Here is an 18,404-nt window from a genome sequence, read left to right on the forward strand (position 1 = left end):
TATTTCAAAAACTTTCAAAAAAAATACTTGAAGTACTCTTGATTAAAAAGGTGAATTTATGATAGATATTTTTCTAAAAAATTTAAGTAATAGTGATATCCAATGGCTTAAGCAAAACGGACAGATACAGAACATTAAATCAGGAGAAGCCTTAATTGAAAAAGGGCGATCGCCAGATTTTTTCTACCTGATCGTTAGCGGGGAACTGAGAGCGACGATTAACCAAAACCAAGGCGGCAGATTGGGTATGGCCTTTGCCGCTCTGGAAGATGAGTCAAGCTTAGAACAAGAAATTACCCGCTTTTCCCCAGGAGACGTTTTAGGCAAGCTGCCTGTTGTTGAGCTAACACCAGCGATCGTCAGCGTGAGAGCCTCAGAAAATACATCTTTACTGGCCGTTCCCTATGAGATACTACAAGAGCAAATAAAAGAAGATGTTAGTTTTGCATCTCGATTTTATCGAGGAATAGCAGTTTTACTATCAGAACGTTTTGAGCGAATTATCCAATACTTTTTGCGTCACCAAAAGGGGCAAATTTCTCCTATACAGAATGTACCCTTAATTTTTGGCGAACTCAGTGACAGTGACTTAGACTGGATGCTGGGCATTGGCAGATTAGAAGAAATAAATGCAGACGAAATTCTCATTTATACCAACGAGCAAATCGAAAATCTTTACATCATCTTGCAAGGGACAATTGCCGTCTTCGTCAAAGAAGCACAAACCAATCGCCTTGCCAGCGTCTTCGCCCTTCTAGAAAACGATGGAGCCACTGATGCATCCATAGAAAGAGAGATTATCCGTCTCTACCGAGGAGAAATTCTTGGAGAAGTGATCGCCTTAGATAACCCCATGTCAACCTTTACCTTGAGAGCTTTAGAAAAATCTATCTTGTTAAAAATCCCCGAACGACAACTGCTAGTTAAATTACAGCAAGATGTGGGTATCGCCTCACGCTTCTACCGCGTTATAGCTATGTTGCTGTCTGAAAGATTGCAAGGGCTGATTAGTCGTCTAGGATATGGGCGCAGTCATTACCAGACTGGGCAAAGTCTAAAACTAGGGACAGAGTACGAAGATGAAATAAATATTGATGTCATGGATAACCTCACTCTCGGCGGAGCTAGATTTGAATGGATGCTCAAAAGATTAAAAGTCAGTTAGGACTCAATAAAAAAGGGTAAGTTGTTATGTCAGATTCAGCAAACAAACTATTTCGTGAAGAAGCCTTAGAACGCCTCTCTTCACCAGAAAGGCTTGACCAACTAATGAATGTTGTTAATCCTCAAGCTTGGTTGCCATTAGCAGGATTGGGATCTTTAGTTGTGATTGCCGCTATTTGGAGCGTGGTTGGTCGGCTGCCGTTGACTGTGACAGGACAAGGAGTATTATTATATCCTCGCAGCGTAATTCAATTTCAAGCACCTAGTGATGGAACAGTAGTCGAACTCAAAATTAAATCTGGAGATAACGTCAAAAAAGGAGATGTTATTGGCATCATCAGCCAACCTTCCTTAGACCAGCAACTTGAGCAGGAACAGAAAAAGTTGATAGAATTACTGATTCAAGCACGCAACAGCAATTCAGCACTTAACAAACGACTCACTTCCGAAAGAGCAAATCTCATCAAACAAACAGCCAACCTGAAAGCCAGCTTAAAAAGAGAATCTATCATCCCAGCTTTGCGCCAACAAAGTCTCCAATTACTCACGGAAAACCGCGCCGCAATTAAAAAAAGACTGAGTACCGACCAACAAATTTTACCAATTTTACGTCAGCGCAGCCTCGATAGTTTGCAGCAAAAAAGTGAAGGTCTTAACAAGCGCATAGAACAAATTAATAAATTACTACCACAATTACAAACACAATTAGAAGCCCGCCGTAAATTGTATGAGCAAAAAATCGTCAGTGCTGATGTGATGTTAAGCGCTCAAAGAGATTACTTTGACAGTTTAGCGCAGCTCTCGGATCTTGAAGCCCAACAAAAACAACTAGATTTAGAGCAGTCTAATACAGAACGGCAGTATTTGGAGAGTAAAAACCAAACTAACGACCTCAACGTTAAACTACAAGAAATTCAAGTTCAACAAGTTGACATTGAAAGGCAATATCAACAAAGTTTGAATACATTGGACGACATAAATACCAAACTCCGAGACGTTAACAGTCAACTTGCTAAGTTAGCTCAAGAACAATTAGAGTCCAGCATTAATAGAAATAATAATATTGCAGAGGTAAGAAGAACAATAGCGCAATTACAACAAGAAATAGAATCAAAAAGCAAAATTGTTAGTGATTATGATGGAAAAGTTATTGAATTATCCGTCTTACCAGGACAGATAGTTGCTGGCGGGACTCGTCTAGGAGCAATTAGTGCTACAGGCACAGATGCCAAACTGATGAGCGTGATCTACTTTGCTGATAAAGATGGTAAACAAATTAAATCGGGTATGGAAGTCCAAGTTACCCCCAGTTTAGTCAAGCGAGAAAGATTTGGAGGGATTTTAGGCAAGGTGCAAACTGTAACACCTTTCCCAGTGAGCGAGCAAGATATGTCAACCACTATTGGCAACCAAAATCTAGCAGAAAGTCTGGCTCAAGGAGGAGGTAAAGCTCCGATAGAAGTATTTGCACAACTAGACACTGCTAATACAAGCAGTGGCTATAAATGGTCTTCTTCCAAAGGACCAGACATCAATCTGTCTTCGGGAACCACCGTACAGGTACGTGTCAAAGTGGGAGAAATTGTACCAATAGCCTATGTTATTCCTATCTTTAAGTCGGTTACGGGTATTTATTAGGATATGTCAGGGATAGCACTAATTTTCAACTTTTTTCAACCAAACCAACGTGGTCGAGTGCGAACTCCGACGATGCTGCAAATGGAAGCAGTAGAATGCGGGGCTGCTGCACTTGGAATTATCTTGGGCTACTACGGTCAGATAGTTCCCCTGACAGAATTACGGCGTGAGTGCAGTGTTTCCAGGGATGGGAGCAAAGCTTCTAATGTTCTCAAAGCAGCTCGGTTGTACGGTTTAGACGCTAAAGGATTTAAAAGATCCTTGGAAAACGTGCAACAAATTCAGCCTCCTTTCATTGTTTTTTGGAACTTCAACCATTTTTTGGTAGTAGAAGGATTTGCGGGTAAAACTGTTTATCTCAACGACCCAGCCACAGGGCCAAGAACAGTTACTTTCGATGAATTTAACCAAGCGTTCACAGGCGTGGTTTTGTTGACAGAACCGGGGGCAGAGTTTAAAAAAGGGGGCAAAAAAAAAGGGATTTTCGCTGCCATAACCTCTCGCTTGCAAACTTCACAGCAAGCCTTGATTTTTTGCTTGGTTGCGGGGTTACTATTAACAATTCCTCGTTTGGCAGTGCCAGCCTTTATGCAGGTGTTTATTGATGAAATTTTGGTAGAAAATCGTACTGACTGGCTGCGTCCGTTGTTGTTGGGTATGATATTGGTGGCATTACTGAGAGGGTTATTAGCTCGTCTGCGACTGACATATCTGCGACGGTTATTGCTCAAGTTATCAGTTACAATGTCGGGGCAGTTTCTTTGGCACACGATTCGTCTACCGGTTGGTTTTTATGCCCAACGCTTTGCAGGAGAAATCAGCAGTCGCGCTCAACTTAATAATAAGGTAGCTGAAATTCTTTCAGGACATTTGGCAACTACCGTCATCGACTCGATCATGATGTTATTTTATGCCCTGATCATGTTTTTTTACGATCCGTTGTTAACATTAATTGCCATTTTATTTGCAACTGCTAATTTTGTAGCTCTGCAATCTCTTTCCCGCAACCGAGTCGATGCCAATATCAGGCTGTCTCAAGAAACAGGTAAGGTAGCAGGTGTAGCAATTAGCGGCATTCAAACTATCGAAACAGTAAAAGCATCTGGGTTAGAGTCAGACTTATTTGCGAAGTTTGCCGGTTACTATGCCAAAACTATCAATGCCCAACAGGAATTAGGTTTGCCTACCCGACTATTGGGAACATTACCAAGGGTGTTAACTTCTTTGGCTGTCACTTCGATTTTAGTGGTGGGTGGGTTGCGCGTGATGCAAGGAACTTTGAGTATTGGGGGACTGATTGCTTACCAAGCACTAACGCAAGAATTTCTTAAGCCCGTGAACGAGTTGGTGAATTTTGGCAGTACCTTGCAAGATTTGGAAGCAGACTTGAATCGTCTAGATGACGTGCTAGAAAACCCAGTCGATCCGGAAGCGGAACGACAAGTTGAAGCAAATAGCGATCGCTGGCAATACAGCCAAGATACATTTAAATTGCAAGGATACGTGAAGTTAAATAATCTTACCTTTGGCTACAATCGGTTAGATGAACCCCTGATTAATAATTTAAGCTTGAGCTTAAAACCAGGCCAAAGAGTAGCTTTAGTGGGCGGTAGTGGGTCTGGCAAGTCTACCGTGGCTAAATTGCTGACCGGACTATACGCACCTTGGTCAGGTGATATCCTCTTAGATGGCACTCCCCGCCATCAGATTCCTCGCCCCATTCTCGGCAATTCTCTAGCGATGGTAGAGCAGGAAATTTTTCTGTTTGCTGGCACTGTGCGCGAAAATTTGACCCTTTGGGACTCAACTGTCACGGAAGCCGACCTGATCAGAGCTTGTCAAGATGCCGCCATCCACGATCTAATTTTAAATATGCCAGGGGGCTATAATAGCCAGCTAACTGAAGGCGGAATGAATTTAAGTGGAGGACAACGCCAACGTTTAGAAATTGCCAGAGCATTAGTCAGAAATCCATCTGTATTAGTATTAGATGAGGCAACTAGCGCTCTTGATGCGGAAACAGAACTGATCATTGACAGAAACCTGCGGCGGCGCGGTTGTTCCTGCATCGTTGTTGCCCACCGACTGAGTACAATTCGTGATTGCGATGAAATTATCGTCTTAGTGCGGGGGAAGGTGATGCAGCGAGGTACCCACGAAGAGTTACGCAAACACCCTGGATTCTATACCCGCTTAGTTGGGAATCAGGAAGGATAATTATGAGTATTGCTCGGCAAGGACGCATCGTTAAAAGTAACGAGCCGCTACTCTTAGATGATCCCGATAGGGTCTGGGTAGTGAAATCTGGTTCTTTGGTGTTGCATAGCGTCTTAGTGGAGAACGCAGAAATTAAAGGTGTGCGCCGCTTTCTATTTAATATCGGTGCAAACGAAGCTTTATTTGGAGCTAATTTCGCGCCAACTTTCAACAACAAAGAACTGAGAGGGATTTTGGCAGTTGCACTCGAAGACAGTGAAATCCTGGCATTGACCTTGGCAGACGTGCTTGAGCAAGTCAAAGAGGTTAATCATGAGGCGATCGCCTGGCTAGAAGGTTGGCTTTGCCACATAGGAGAATGGCTCAGTGAGCAACCAACAGCAGCCAATACCCCAGCGAATAGTATCCTGGCAGAAGCAACCCATTATATATCACTACTCAAAGAGCAAACCCTAGTACCGCCTCGCCCCTTTGCCATTGATCGGCAAATAGGACAAAGGGTTGCCTGGATTCATCTACGTCAAGGCAGTACTCTTTGGCAAGGTATCGAAGAACTGAAGGTAGATATTATTTCTCCACTTATGCCTCTGGTTTTTGGCACTTGGTTGACAGCCGAAAATCCTGTAGAAGTTTATACTAGTCTGACTCAAGAGCTAGAAACCATTGAGCAAATTGCTTTTAGTTTATCGCAGTTCCACAGTTACTTTTTTTACTACTTTAACCTGCTAGAGCAGCAGCAAATTAACTTAGAATTTCGCCGTTTCCAAGAAAGACAGCAGATAAATCGGCGGATGATCGAAAGCTCAATGGGCGAATTAGCAGCAGTATTGCAGTCGCAAGAAGCAGAATTTTTTCCTGAAGTCCCTTACTTGCTGATGGCCGCTGGTGCGGTAGGTCAGGCAATGGGGATTGAAATTCGCCCTCCAGCCCAATCGGAAGACTTTGATCGGGTTAAAGACCCCACAGAGGTAATTGCCAGAGCTTCCCAATGCCGAGTCCGCAGGGTGTTACTGATTGGTAACTGGTGGCAACAAGAACACGGTGCTTTGTTAGCTTACACCAAAGCTAACCAGCCAGTAGCTTTATTACCCGCCCAAAACAATCATTATGTGCTGTATGACCCAGAAACATCGACCCGCAAGCCCGTGGATGCAGCAGTCAGCAACAACCTCAAACCAGAAGCTTACACGTTTTATCGACCCTTACCTCAGTTTATGAGCAATGCGGTAGATATTTTCCGTTTTGGCATTAAGGGTTATGAACAAAACATCGTCGCTATCATCGTTTTGGGCATCTTGGCTTCACTGCTGGGGATGGTGACTCCACAAGCAACGGCAATCTTAGTTAATGATGCAATTCCCGATAGCAATTATTCTTTGTTGTTACAACTGGGATTAGCTCTGTTTGCTGCTGCTTTTGGGCAAGCTATCTTTCAACTAGCACAACAGATTATTACTTTAAGAGTAGAAAGTGCTGCTGATGCTGCTCTCCAACCCGCCGTTTGGGACAGGGTACTCAAATTAAGCCCAGGGTTTTTTCGCCAGTATTCTTCAGGTGATTTAGTCAATCGGCTGCTAGTAGTCAGTCAAATTCGCTCTCAGATCAGTGGTTCCACACAACGTACACTCTTAAGCGGCCTGTTCGCGCTCCTCAACTTGATATTGATGTTCGCTTATAGTTGGCAATTGGCTTTGGTGGGTGTAGGGATGGGTGTTTTAGTGATTATTATCACCATAGTTTCCAGTCAGATCATTGTTCGTAAAAGACGAAAACAAGAGGCACTAGATGGAGAAATTAACGGATTGACTGTTGAACTGATCCAAGGCGTATCCAAGTTGCGGGTTGCTGCGGCTGAAGAACGGGCATTTGCAGCTTGGGCGAAAAAATATAGCCAACGCACCAAGTTACAATCAGGCATCAAACGCATTGATGATAGTATCACGGTTTTTAATGAAGCACTTCCCGTCATCAGTTCCGTCCTCACATTTTGGTTTGCAATTTTGTTTATTCAGATAGCGATCGCCCAGAACATACCTAGTGGACTATCACCGGGTTCATTTCTGGCATTTAATGCGGCTTTTGCTGTGTTTATTAGTGGTGCGACTGAGATTAGCAATACCTTGAGTGATATTTTGGAGATTATTCCTCTGTGGGAAAGAGCTAGACCGCTTTTACAGTCACAACAAGAATCAGACCCCACCAAAGCAGACCCAGGCAGATTGACGGGACGTATTGCTTTAGAACACATCACTTTCCGTTATCGGGACGACGGCCCCCTGACTCTTGATGATGTCAGCATCCATGCCGAACCCGGAGAATTTGTGGCGATAGTCGGCCCCAGTGGCAGTGGTAAATCAACAGTATTTCGCTTGTTATTGGGTTTTGAAACTCCCTTAAGCGGTACCGTATATTACGATGGTCAAGACCTGGCTGGGCTAGATATTCAAGCAGTAAGACGACAATTGGGTGTGGTACTGCAAAATGTTCGCATTTCCTCTGCACCAATTTTTGATAGTATTGCGGCTGGAGCTTTAGTCACTTTAGATGAAGCTTGGGAAGCAGCCCGCATGGCAGGTTTTGACGCAGATATTAAAGCCATGCCAATGGGAATGCACACGGTAATTAGTGAAGGCGGAACTAATCTTTCTGGAGGACAACGACAACGACTGTTGATTGCCCGCGCCCTAGTATTAAAACCCAAAATTCTTCTCATGGACGAAGCTACAAGTGCTTTGGATAATCAAACCCAAAACATAGTGACTCAAAGTTTAGATCAACTGAATGCGACTAGAATTGTGGTCGCCCATCGCCTCAGCACAATTCGCCATGCTGACCGTATTTATGTAGTAGAAGCGGGACGTGTCATCCAGGTGGGTAAATATGATGATTTAGTCAAACAACAAGGACTATTTGCTCGCTTAGTTGCACGACAGTTGGATTAAGAAGATGCTATATCTTTTTAGTAAGTAAAAAGATAATCCCCATAAATAAATTTAGGGGATTTGTAATGAACGTCTTGTTTCTTGCACTGCGTGTCTTGAAACAAATGTTTTCATATATTCCATAAATAAATTTAGCGCAAAGTTCTGAGCGGAGGAAACCTCCGCTCAGAACTTTGTAAGAGAGGGGCTTTAAACCATTTGTTCTTGTTTTTCTTTTGCCTTGTTCGGTCATGGTTCGATAATTACCGCCAATCCCTGCCCAAGACAAATTTTGAAAACATCAGCATAGCAACTATTTATTCAATGGTTACTGATTCGATTAGTTCAGAAAGTTCAAAGCAGAAAATACGTGAATAAAAGTAAAGTTCAGCTTCTAGTGATTTTTTCATGTTTTCGGCTTTACGGAAGCCATGTTGTTCACCTTCAAAGGGAACATAAGCCACTGCCAGACCTTTAGCCCGCAAGGCTGTAACCATTGCTTGTGTTTGGTTTGGAGGAACGACTTTATCTTCTAGCCCCTGGAAAAAAATTACAGGACAGGCAAGACGGTCAGTAAAATTGATTGGAGATCGCTGTTGATAAATCTGACGCTGTTGTGGATAAGCACCAATTAAATGCTCCAAGTATCGAGATTCAAATTTGTGTGTATCCCGCGCTAAAGCTTCTAGATCGCTGACTCCATAATAGCTGGCACCGGCTTTGAAAGTATTACGGAAAGTCAACGCACAAAGCGTTGTATAACCACCCGCGCTGCCACCAGAAATTGCCAAACGCTCGCCGTCAACTATCCCTTGTTCTACTAGGTAACGCGCACCAAAGACGCAATCATCTACATCAACAATTCCCCACTGACCATCTAATCTTTGACGATACTCTCGTCCATAACCTGTGCTACCACCATAATTTACATCTAGAACCGCTATACCCCGGCTAGTCCAGTACTGAATACTAAAGCTCAGGTTACTAGAAGCAGCTGCGGTTGGCCCACCGTGGCTTTTGACAATTAGAGGAGGTTTCTCAGTTTCAGGAGCAGTGTAATCACGGTTTTGGGGTGGATAAAATATAGCATAGCCTGTTTGACCTTTGGCTGTCGGATACTCAATTTGTTGAGGGAGTGAAAGATAACCAGCATCAATATTTACATCACTAGAGCAGCGTAACACTTCTATTTTTTCAGTAGCCAAATCAAGTTGCACAATAGCAGATAACTCAGTCGGAGAACTTGCTCGGAAAACAACTCGTCCTGGGGTTGCCTGAATACCGCTAATTTCTGTATATGGTGTCGGCAACTGTTTCAATTGAGTTGTTGTTGTGTCAAGACTAGCTAAGTGCCAACTACCTTTTTGGGTATATGTGCAGATAATACGGTTAGCGGACTCGAAAGCATAAGTTGATGTGCCTAAAAGCCATTGCGGACGACCAAACTCTGCCTCCATTTGTGTCAGAGCTTGAATTTCTCCATCTTGCCAACTGTAGAGATTCCACCAACCAGTGCGATCGCTGATGAAGCACAAATTGCCATCATTAGACCACTCTGGCTGAAATATGGATTCGTTTAAACCACCCGCAATTTGTTGAGTATGGACTAAACAGCCATCTGCGAGAAGTTCCCCTATCCATAGTTGAGTGCCATCCCACGGCATATTTGGATGGTTCCAAGTCAGCCAAGCCAAGCGAGAACCATCAGGGCTAAGACGAGGTGAGGCGTAAAAGTCGTTTCCAGATACTAACGGTTTGCTATCTCCTTCTAATCCTAGACTTACCAGTGTATTGATCGGCTCACGACCAGCAATGGCGTGATCCTCAGATACACAAATAATTCGGTGGCGTTGACGGTCAAAAATTCCATCTGCATAGCGCACAGCAACTAGAGGTGTGATTGCTCGCGGTTCAGTATTAATATTCTGACAATAGAGGCGTTGGTCAGCAAAGTTACTGAAGTAAACAGTGCCATCAACGACGAGAAAAGAGTTACCGCCATATTCATGAACAGAGGAACGCACATTGAACTCCACAGGAGTGATATCCTGAATTTGATTATTAGCATTCCGTTTTACTACCACGGTTATACCTTGCTCTGACGGTCGTAACTCACTCCAATAAATGTCTTCGCCATCGAGAGCAATTTGCCCGAATCCAATTGTACGTGCAGTAATTAAGTCTGTTGTGATGGGAGATTTCCAAGAACCGTAAGATGCTACCTTTGGTTTAGTCACGCGCTATAAACTCCCTAATATCAAATCAATATGAAGAACAATATATGTACAGTGACTTTTTATTTGTCGCTGTGCCAAATTAACGTGAGTTCGACGGTTAGAAAACGGCAAAAAGCTTGCTAGATATGAAACATAAGAAACTGGGCAGGTGTTGCGTGCGATGCCTGCGGCAGGCTACGCCTACGCTAAGATTGATTGAGAATGAGCAAAAAAGGCACAAAAAACGGCGAGACTAAAAATATCTAACAAAAATCAGGGTCAGAGCTTAGTCTACCATTGTATCTCGCCTCGATATCGTACAAATCTTCTGTACTTTCATGATTTTTGTAACCAGTGGGCAGCAACTCCAAATTCAAAAATTTAAGAGGAATCAGTAGCCTTGAGAAAGCAAGTATGTGGATATTGCTATTTTCACAGACATGGGTAATTCTAGAAACAATATTAACGTTCTTACCAGTGATGTAGTAATTGCTTGCGGGATGGGTGCAGGAACCGCTTCAGAAATTGCTCTAGCTTTGAAAGCAAATAAGCAAGTAATTTTGTTGAATAATGATGAAGAAAGTAAACTTTTCTTTAAAAAACTGTCGCCAGAAAATGTTTATATTGTGGAGAGTGTGGAGCAGGCGATCGCTACTGCCAAAACAATTTTATCTTAGTTACGAATTAGTGAATCAGTAAAGTCTTCTCAAATTGGGAGGCTCTCGAATTGATTGGGTTTGAATCCCCATCTGTTGCGTTAGCTTTCCGAAATTTAAATTATATTCCGGATCAGACTGCTCCAAGAGAGTGTATGTATAAAAAAGAGAACTAAATTCCCAGATGATTCACCAAATTACCGCTTTAGAATCCTGTTGGCATATTTCTCCTGAGTGGGGTCAGACCATGCCTCCATTAGCAGTAAGAATGTTAGAAAAAGTTTTGTTGCCAATCTCAGACTTGTCAGGCTACTGCTGTGGTGTTTTGTGGGAAAAACAGGAATGGATTTATGCAATTGTTTGCCAGAATGAAACTCTCTACTTAGCTGAACAAGAATTTCATAGAACAAATCTACTAGAAAAGTCTACTGTTTCTACCCCAGCTTTTAAATTGGGGGACATAATTGAGGTTGATTTCGGTGAACAGCCGACACGCCGTGTTATTCAAGGAATTTTTAGCCTCAAAGATAATTGGCTTTATGGGGTAGAGTGGCGCTCTCCAATTTTAGAAGAACTGTCTGCTCAAAGCAGAACATGTCGAGCTTCGGTAATTGACGATTTACAAGGTATTCTCCAATACTGCCCTACTCTCACCCAAGCTTCGCTTAAACCATCAACTAGATTTTTCAGCACTGTTCTCATTGAAGCTTTTGACCATAAACTCATGGCAATTATCAGACAAATCACCAGATGAGATGGTAAGGCACGTTTACGATCTTCGCTTGCTTTAGCGTTAGCGATCGCCTGTTCAATGGCATCAGATGGAATCGCAGTTTCTAAGGCTTTGAGTACGAGCTTACTCTCTTAACCAGTCCCCCAAAATTGATGATATCTTTTCCTGAAAGAGCATTGGCATTTAGAACTGCCTGCCGCAGTGAACCTGCACCACTGTTGTTCGTATTAGTGACGGTAAATGTAGACATTCAGATTTCTCCTATTTTTTGACGTTGTATAAAATTTGATATCAAGACAACTGCGATCACCCTACTGGTCTGACAACCCCAAAATGCGCTTTTTCGGATTGGGGTGCTTATTTTAACAATTCGCTTTTTCTTAATTCGTAATCTATGCACTCAAAAATCGTCTTCAAATTAATTAAAAAAGACTACCCGATAATAAAATTATTATCGGGCAAGAGCATTTGGGAATTTAGTTACAAATACCTAAAATTCACTTAAGTTTCTGACTTGGGCTTATTGATAATGTCCCCGAATCCATACGCGATGGTGATTTCTTCTTACCCAATGCCCTGGTATCCACCGCCTACGTCTCGCTAGCAATAATGTTCCCACTTGTGGTTTTTGAACTTCTGGATTGACAATTCCTGATAGAGCTGATGCTTCATTAGGCATGGAAGCAACCAACAGAGGTATTGCTACTATTCCTGCAATAATTTTGTTCCAGGCACGACGGAAACTTCTCTACAAAACGCTGTGCGAATGACAAAAACTGATATGCTGCATAAAGGCTGGAGAAAACTAAGATACTTAGTTCTGGGTCAAAACTCAAATAGCTCACAAGTCTCTTTTTAATAGAGCTAAAAAACAGTTTTGAAATCCTGTTAGGACTGAATTTCGTATGTCATGACTCAGTGGTTGGTTTTTGGCATTTTGTAACCTTAAGCACCTAGATTTTTACTCAAAATATTCGAGATTTTCCTGACATCAGTGAAAGATATCAGGTTGACTGCAAATCATGAACTTGTAAAAACAATGCACAAAACAAAATCGCCAAAGACTGACTCATCTACCTATTCCAAATCCTTGGCATTAAACTCACACCCTCAATTAACGCATAGACCATTTAGTAGCGAAATCCAAAAAGCATCAGTTGCAGCTAAAACACCAACTGATATAGAGAATGAAGGCTTTGCAGAACAACAGATGGAAGCAACTGGACTTTCCATACAAGCCAAGTATGGCACGATTACATCCGAAGGACAGGAGCGCTTAACAGTTCTGCAAGCCAAGATGGACGGACTATTGAATTCTCGACTTGAACACGCAACCCGATTTGGTCATAATATTGCCAATATTCCACTTCGTAGACCACAGATATCAACTCCAATTCAGGCAAAGCTGACAATTGGAGAGCCTGGGGATAAGTATGAGCAAGAGGCTGATGAAACAGCTCGTCTTGTAGTGCAACGGATTCATCAATCACAGGGCGAAAAAGTTCAGCGTGAGTCGTTGCCTCAAGAGGAAGAAGAACTCCAAATGAAACTGGAGAGCAGCATACAGCGAGAATCTCTGCCAGCCGAAGAAGACGAACTGCAAATGAAACCGATGGTACAGCGTGTAGCAGACGAAGGTATGGCTACATCACCGGATTTGGAAACATCAATCACAAAAGCCCAAGAAAATCAGTTTGAAGGTCGTGGGTTTGCCGTGCAAAAAAAATCAGATACCCATACCCAGAAAACCGACTTAAACACCCTACTTTTGCAAGCAAAAAGCTTTGGTCACAGTATTAGTAAGTTGGCAGTGCAAGAAAGTAGTAGTGCATCGCCACAAACCAGTGGATTAAGGATACAAGCCAAGTTGAGTATCGGGGAACCAGGCGATCACTACGGTCAATTTCTGGCGATGGCTGATAATTATTCCTCTGAACAGCAACCAATACAAATGTCAAAGAACAAGAATGAGCCGATTTCTGTTCGGAAGCCTGAGCATAATCAAGAACAAATTCAGGATGAGATGATTAAGCTTTGGAAAAGTAATCCGATAAACGAGCAGGACCAGCTTCGTGCCGATTATGCCTGGAATTACAGAAAGACTGAGGGCGGCTGGTGTGATGGCTGGTCTTATGTGCTTTCCAGAGGAGCAGATGATTTGGCGGATTTATGGGCGGAAATTGACAATCTACTTGATAGTGGAGACCCGCTCAATTCAACCAGCATATATAATGCCACTACATTCGCCAGGAAGGCTTGTCTTTATCATATCATGAATCATGACGCTCCAGCAGATAATGAAGATAATCCTACGCAATATGCGGATTATCAAGCTGCCAATTTCAGTCTAGAGCAAAAACCCTCAGACAGGGAAAATTGGAAGCACGATGATTCGGGCACTTTGCCAATGTATATCATCGTGAATGAAATTAAATCGCTGCAAGTGGGTCAGACGCTTCGTCTTACATCACCCATTCATGATGCGGCAGTTAAACATACCAAAGAAGGATACATCGTTTCTGAAACCGAAAGTCATGGGGTTCAAAAATGCCAAAAACTGGAAGAAGCACTGCTCATTCTGGAAGAATGGCAAGCAGAATGTGAACGAAAGCATGCTCCGTTCTTTAATCAAACCCTGATTGTATGACCAAATCGGCAATAAGTGGTTAGGCAAAATTAATTACTCCCGGTTCGCCCATTTTAAATTGAGTTAGAAAAAAGCTGAACGATTTAGTAGGGGTTCTAATCTACAATACAAAAGTACTATAATCCCAACTTTGCGCGTAGTTTACCGCCGTAGGCATCGCATAAAAATAGAGTTTTTAGAACAGGGTGGTAGTTCAAGGTAAATTTAGGGGAATGGCTAAAACCATTACTAGACCTAGATTTTCTGTTTTTCGGCAATTTCTCGAACTCCAAAAAAAATGAGCGAACCGGGAGTAAAGAGATTAATTCTGGGATTATTACCCCCATCCCTTGGCAAAATTCTCTCGCTGACTGGTACTCTTTTTTGGTGCAAGTTTTGGCTGCGTGAATCAGAATGTCGCCTCGGTAATTGATGGGCCAGCCACGGTTTTCAATATCCTTGAGAGCATAGATAATTGCCCATGCCCAAGGTTGTCTGACTGAAAGTGCTTTCATCTGTTTTAAAACTCCAGCAATTGAACGTAAGCATCCAACGCCGCAAGTGCCGGGTGCGGATGTGGCTGTGAACGCAGTCCGTTTTCGTGGTTTAATTTGAACTAATACCGTTCGATTAAATATCAAAAGCTGTTTAAACCGACAGTCAAGGTAGCTATGAGCATTTATGCTTATTTGAGAGTCTCCAGCGATCGCCAAGACCTACACAACCAACGACATGGCATTTTGGAGTATGCCAACACCCATGCTTTGAGTCCCATCCAGTTTATAGAGGACACGGTTTCTGGACGGGAGAAATGGTTAGAGCGAGGTGTAGGACAACTACTCAATCAAACAGCACAAGCATCCGATGTAGTCATTTTTTCAGAAGTTAGTCGCATGGCACGCTCCACCCTACAAGTATTAGAAATGCTAGAGTGCTGCGTGCGCCGAGGAATTAACGTCCATATCGCCAAGCAAGGTATGGTGCTAGATGATTCAATGCAAAGCAGAATCACAGCATTATGTTTGCAGTTTCATTTGCAATTATTGTGGTTTTGAGACCCCCTTTATTTGCAATTAATGTGGTTTCAAAATCGCCTTGTTTGCAGTTTTATCGCTGGATGTTTGCAGTTCGCTACACCTATTTATTTGAAAATGAGAATTGCTGGCTAGAAATGAACAAAACCAAATAGGATTTCAGAAGATATAGATAGTTCCGCAATCGCAATCGCCATTGTTGATTGCTCATTTTTCTTGCGGTGTTTCCAGAACCATTTCTAGTGCTTGAATCAGATTTTTGACCAAGGGAGTTTGGACTATGGTGTAATGATTACCAGGAATTGTACAGGTTTTCAGATGATTGATAATAGTGTTCCAACCGGAATTTGAATCTTGAACCTTACACTGATTGTTTTCACTCGCACATATTAATAAAGCTTTAGCAGGGTAAGTTTTTAGTTGGTAATGACGGCAAGCCATGAAATTTGTACAGAAAACATTCCATAATCTTTGTGCCTGCTGTATTTCCATATCACTGGGTAGGATGCCGAGTTGTTGCACCTTTTCAAGTAAGAGGTTTAATTGATCTAGAGGGTCTAGTTGATACAGTTCCTCCAAGGCGATCGCTAGTTCTTTGCCATAAAGTCCACTTAACTCTTCGATCAGCATCGCCATGAGCATATCCCGATCGATGTCCTCATTTCGATCGACCGCCGTTGGTGGATAACTATCAATTAAAACTAAGGAAGCAACTTGATACCCACTAGCTAATAACTGCTGCGCCATCTCAAAAGCGATGATACCACCACTGCACCAACCAACCAGATAGTAAGGTTCTTGGGGCTGAACTTGCCGTATAGCCTTAATATACTCATCCGCCATCTCCTCGACGCTGGTTAATGGTTGGCGATCGCTCTCAAGACCAAATGCTTGCAATCCATATACTGGGCGAGTGGGGGATAGTTGCCCTGCCATTTCCACATAGCAAAAGACATGACCGCCGCCAGGATGAATACAGAATAGGGGAGGAAGAGAACCTTGGGGCTGAATAGGGATTAGGGGAGAACCTGTGGAAACTATGATTGGAGCTTGCAGAAGGCTAGCTAGCTGTTCAATGGTTGGCGATTGAAAAAGTGTTGCTAAGGGCAGGGTTTTTTGGAACTTTTGCCCAATTTTGGTCATGAGGCGAACTGCAAGCAGAGAATGCCCACCTAAGTCAAAGAAATTATCCCTGATGCCAATGCGATCGACATCTAGCACCTCTGACCAAATCTGTGCAAGTTGGAGTTCTACAACATTACGGGGAGGAATAAACTCACCCCCCTGCTTAGTAGAATGGCTTGGGGATGGTAATGCTTGCCGATTAATTTTTCCGTTGGGGGTTAAGGGCATTTCTTTTAACATGATGAAGCTCGATGGCACCATGTAATCAGGCAGTTTTTGTTTGAGAAATTGGCGCAGTTGCGATTCCTCCAAGCAAGATTTTTTTGAAACTACATAAGCCACAAGTTGCTCTAGCTCCGATGGAGTTTGCCAGACAATCGCTAAAGCTTCTTGAACTTGAGGATGGGAAACAAGAGTTGCCTCAATTTCTGCCAATTCAATCCGAAAACCCCGAATTTTTACTTGATGATCGCAGCGACCCACATATTCAATGTTGCCGTCAGGAAGGTAGCGAGCTAAATCTCCTGTTTTGTAGAGACGCTCATTTGTTTTTTTGCTAAAAGGGTTAAGAATAAACTTCTCTTGGGTCAGTTCGGGGCGATTATGATAGCCTCTGCCTACACCATCTCCACCGACGTAAAGTTCGCCAATAACACCAATTGGAACTGGTTGTAGATATTGGTTGAGAATATAAATTTGAGTATTAGCGATCGGTCGTCCAATTGGAACAGTATTAGCTCTGTTAGTGGTTTTCATAGCCTGATAAATTAAGATTACTTGCTAGAGAATAATCAATTGATTCTTCTATAATCGCTAATCCTTTGTATAAAGCCTCATAACTAATTGTCAGAGGTGGCAACAGTTTGAGAACTTCATGATGTGAACCAGCAGTTTCGAGAATCAATCCTCGCTGAAAAGCTATTTGCTTAATTTTAGAGGCAATTTCAGTTGACTGACAAGCAATTCCTTGAATCATGCCTCGACCCCGATGCTTGCCATGAAGTGCCGGAAATAAGTCTACTATTTGTTGGAGATTTTGGGTTAATATGCTGGACTTTTGGTTAATTTCTGCTAATAATTCATTATCTTGCCAATACTCAAGAATAGCAGCCCTAGCTGTCACAAAAGCTAGATTGTTACCGCGAAAAGTACCGTTATGTTCTCCAGGTTCCCAACAATCCAATTCAGGGCGAATTAGGAGTAAAGACATTGGGGTTCCATAACCACTAATTGACTTTGATAAGCAAACTAAATCTGGCTTTAATCCAAACTGTTCAAAGCTGAAAAAAGTTCCAGTTCTTCCACACCCTACTTGAATATCATCAACGATGAGTAAAATATCTTGCTTTTGAGTTTGTTGCCAAAGCTGTTTTAGCCATGATGCACTAGCAACATTAATACCACCTTCGGCTTGAACGATTTCTAAAATGACTGCGGCTGGTTTTTCACTAAGGAAGTTTAATTGCTCGAAAAATTTATCTAATTCTTGCCCACATTCATGATGTTGGTTATTAAACGGAATTGAGTAAGAATTTCTGAGTGGAACACCTGAAGCATTTCTATATTTTTGATTGTCAGTAACTGAAAGTGAGCCTAGTGTCATCCCATGAAAACTATTTTTACAATGAACAATGGTTGGTCTTCCTTTAACCTTGCGTGCTAATTTTAACGCTGCTTCAACAGCGTTTGTACCTGTCGGTCCTGGAAACATTACTTTGTAGTCTAGGTTTCTTGGTTTAAGAATCAGTTCTTCAAAAGCTTCGAGAAACTGACCTTTAGCTTGGGTATACATATCTAGACTATGGGTAATACCGTCCCCTTGAATATAGTCGAGCAGATATTGTTTAAATTTTGGGTTATTATGTCCGTAATTTAACGCTCCAGCACCACAGAAAAAGTCAATATAGCTATTGCCATTTTCGTCAAATATTTCATGTTCTATAGCTTTCACAAAAACTGTGGGAAAGTCTCTACAATAACTCCGAACGTTTGATTCAATACGTGTAAAAATATCCATTTTTTATTATTTAAGCTGTGGGACATTTAACTTACATATTTTTGATTTTGAGGAAAA

At 42.3% G+C, this 18,404-nt stretch carries 12 protein-coding genes and 3 pseudogenes; 8 read left to right on the top strand and 7 right to left on the bottom strand.

What is annotated here, in order from left to right; genetic code table 11:
• Nucleotides 1-58: 58 nt before the first annotated feature.
• The 4 genes from V7K67_RS26255 to V7K67_RS26270 are packed head-to-tail and all read left to right on the top strand — an operon-like array spanning nucleotide 59 to nucleotide 7,961.
• Nucleotides 59-1,165 (top strand): cyclic nucleotide-binding domain-containing protein, encoded by a 1,107-nt coding sequence (locus V7K67_RS26255; RefSeq protein WP_334732722.1) that lies wholly within the window; start codon nucleotides 59-61, stop codon nucleotides 1,163-1,165.
• A 26-nt stretch (nucleotides 1,166-1,191) separates the two neighbouring features.
• Nucleotides 1,192-2,802 carry an NHLP bacteriocin system secretion protein gene (locus tag V7K67_RS26260; protein WP_334732721.1) on the top strand — a complete coding sequence of 537 codons (1,611 nt, stop codon included), beginning with the start codon at nucleotides 1,192-1,194 and terminating at the stop codon, nucleotides 2,800-2,802.
• A 3-nt stretch (nucleotides 2,803-2,805) separates the two neighbouring features.
• Entirely contained in the window at nucleotides 2,806-5,019 is a 2,214-nt protein-coding gene (locus V7K67_RS26265) for an NHLP family bacteriocin export ABC transporter peptidase/permease/ATPase subunit (protein WP_334732720.1), read from the top strand.
• 2 nt (nucleotides 5,020-5,021) lie between these two features.
• Nucleotides 5,022-7,961 (top strand): NHLP bacteriocin export ABC transporter permease/ATPase subunit, encoded by a 2,940-nt coding sequence (locus V7K67_RS26270; RefSeq protein ID WP_335169026.1) that lies wholly within the window; start codon nucleotides 5,022-5,024, stop codon nucleotides 7,959-7,961.
• Nucleotides 7,962-8,257: 296 nt separating this feature from the next.
• Here the strand turns inward: V7K67_RS26270 and V7K67_RS26275 are convergent, their stop codons facing one another.
• Nucleotides 8,258-10,177: a S9 family peptidase gene (locus V7K67_RS26275; RefSeq protein WP_334731235.1), complete on the bottom strand. Its 1,920-nt coding sequence runs from the start codon at nucleotides 10,175-10,177 to the stop codon at nucleotides 8,258-8,260.
• A 386-nt stretch (nucleotides 10,178-10,563) separates the two neighbouring features.
• On the opposite strand from V7K67_RS26275, the pseudogene V7K67_RS26280 reads away from it, so the two are divergent.
• Both V7K67_RS26280 and V7K67_RS26285 read left to right on the top strand, forming a co-directional pair.
• Nucleotides 10,564-10,833: pseudogene (locus V7K67_RS26280) on the top strand (cytochrome); the annotation flags it as partial.
• A 163-nt stretch (nucleotides 10,834-10,996) separates the two neighbouring features.
• A pseudogene (locus V7K67_RS26285) lies at nucleotides 10,997-11,341 on the top strand (DUF1392 family protein); the annotation flags it as partial.
• Between the two features lie 59 nt (nucleotides 11,342-11,400).
• Here the strand turns inward: V7K67_RS26285 and V7K67_RS26290 are convergent.
• The 3 genes and pseudogenes from V7K67_RS26290 to V7K67_RS26300 all read right to left on the bottom strand — a co-directional run.
• Nucleotides 11,401-11,676 (bottom strand): annotated as a pseudogene (locus V7K67_RS26290) (transposase domain-containing protein); the annotation flags it as partial.
• Nucleotides 11,649-11,795 (bottom strand): hypothetical protein, encoded by a 147-nt coding sequence (locus V7K67_RS26295; RefSeq protein WP_334731234.1) that lies wholly within the window; start codon nucleotides 11,793-11,795, stop codon nucleotides 11,649-11,651. The pseudogene V7K67_RS26290 and the gene V7K67_RS26295, both read right to left, overlap by 28 nt.
• 270 nt (nucleotides 11,796-12,065) lie before the next feature.
• Entirely contained in the window at nucleotides 12,066-12,224 is a 159-nt protein-coding gene (locus tag V7K67_RS26300; RefSeq protein ID WP_334731233.1) for a hypothetical protein, read from the bottom strand.
• A gap of 360 nt (nucleotides 12,225-12,584) precedes the next feature.
• Here V7K67_RS26300 and V7K67_RS26305 point away from each other — a divergent pair, with 360 nt between their 5' ends.
• Nucleotides 12,585-14,192 (top strand): hypothetical protein, encoded by a 1,608-nt coding sequence (locus V7K67_RS26305; RefSeq protein WP_335169028.1) that lies wholly within the window; start codon nucleotides 12,585-12,587, stop codon nucleotides 14,190-14,192.
• Nucleotides 14,193-14,308: 116 nt separating this feature from the next.
• Here the strand turns inward: V7K67_RS26305 and V7K67_RS26310 are convergent, their stop codons facing one another.
• Nucleotides 14,309-14,686, bottom strand: a complete 378-nt coding sequence (locus V7K67_RS26310) for an ASCH domain-containing protein (protein WP_335169031.1) — start codon at nucleotides 14,684-14,686, stop codon at nucleotides 14,309-14,311.
• 156 nt (nucleotides 14,687-14,842) lie between these two features.
• On the opposite strand from V7K67_RS26310, the gene V7K67_RS26315 reads away from it, so the two are divergent.
• The gene (locus V7K67_RS26315; protein ID WP_335169032.1) at nucleotides 14,843-15,226 is read left to right on the top strand and encodes a recombinase family protein; all 384 of its coding nucleotides are present in this window, start codon (nucleotides 14,843-14,845) and stop codon (nucleotides 15,224-15,226) included.
• A gap of 186 nt (nucleotides 15,227-15,412) precedes the next feature.
• Here V7K67_RS26315 and V7K67_RS26320 read toward each other — a convergent pair whose 3' ends face one another.
• On the bottom strand, nucleotides 15,413-17,086 hold the full coding sequence (locus tag V7K67_RS26320; protein ID WP_335169034.1) for an alpha/beta fold hydrolase: 1,674 nt from the start codon (nucleotides 17,084-17,086) through the stop codon (nucleotides 15,413-15,415).
• The gene (gene ectB, locus V7K67_RS26325) at nucleotides 17,073-18,347 is read right to left on the bottom strand and encodes a diaminobutyrate--2-oxoglutarate transaminase (RefSeq protein ID WP_335169036.1); all 1,275 of its coding nucleotides are present in this window, start codon (nucleotides 18,345-18,347) and stop codon (nucleotides 17,073-17,075) included. Before ectB ends, V7K67_RS26320 begins: the two co-directional genes overlap by 14 nt.
• Nucleotides 18,348-18,404: the final 57 nt, after the last annotated feature.

The sequence above is a fragment of the Nostoc sp. genome (assembly GCF_036917155.1).
Taxonomy (GTDB): Bacteria; Cyanobacteriota; Cyanobacteriia; order Cyanobacteriales; family Nostocaceae; genus Nostoc.

Excerpts from the sequence above, each read along its gene's own strand:
- V7K67_RS26255 (WP_334732722.1), top strand. The coding sequence starts at position 59 with ATGATAGATATTTTTCTAAAAAATTTAAGTAATAGTGATATCCAATGG.
- V7K67_RS26260 (WP_334732721.1), top strand. The coding sequence starts at position 1,192 with ATGTCAGATTCAGCAAACAAACTATTTCGTGAAGAAGCCTTAGAACGC.
- V7K67_RS26265 (WP_334732720.1), top strand. The coding sequence starts at position 2,806 with ATGTCAGGGATAGCACTAATTTTCAACTTTTTTCAACCAAACCAACGT.
- V7K67_RS26270 (WP_335169026.1), top strand. The coding sequence starts at position 5,022 with ATGAGTATTGCTCGGCAAGGACGCATCGTTAAAAGTAACGAGCCGCTA.
- V7K67_RS26295 (WP_334731234.1), bottom strand. The coding sequence starts at position 11,795 with ATGTCTACATTTACCGTCACTAATACGAACAACAGTGGTGCAGGTTCA.
- V7K67_RS26300 (WP_334731233.1), bottom strand. The coding sequence starts at position 12,224 with ATGCCTAATGAAGCATCAGCTCTATCAGGAATTGTCAATCCAGAAGTT.
- V7K67_RS26305 (WP_335169028.1), top strand. The coding sequence starts at position 12,585 with ATGCACAAAACAAAATCGCCAAAGACTGACTCATCTACCTATTCCAAA.
- V7K67_RS26310 (WP_335169031.1), bottom strand. The coding sequence starts at position 14,686 with ATGAAAGCACTTTCAGTCAGACAACCTTGGGCATGGGCAATTATCTAT.
- V7K67_RS26315 (WP_335169032.1), top strand. The coding sequence starts at position 14,843 with ATGAGCATTTATGCTTATTTGAGAGTCTCCAGCGATCGCCAAGACCTA.
- V7K67_RS26320 (WP_335169034.1), bottom strand. The coding sequence starts at position 17,086 with ATGAAAACCACTAACAGAGCTAATACTGTTCCAATTGGACGACCGATC.
- ectB (WP_335169036.1), bottom strand. The coding sequence starts at position 18,347 with ATGGATATTTTTACACGTATTGAATCAAACGTTCGGAGTTATTGTAGA.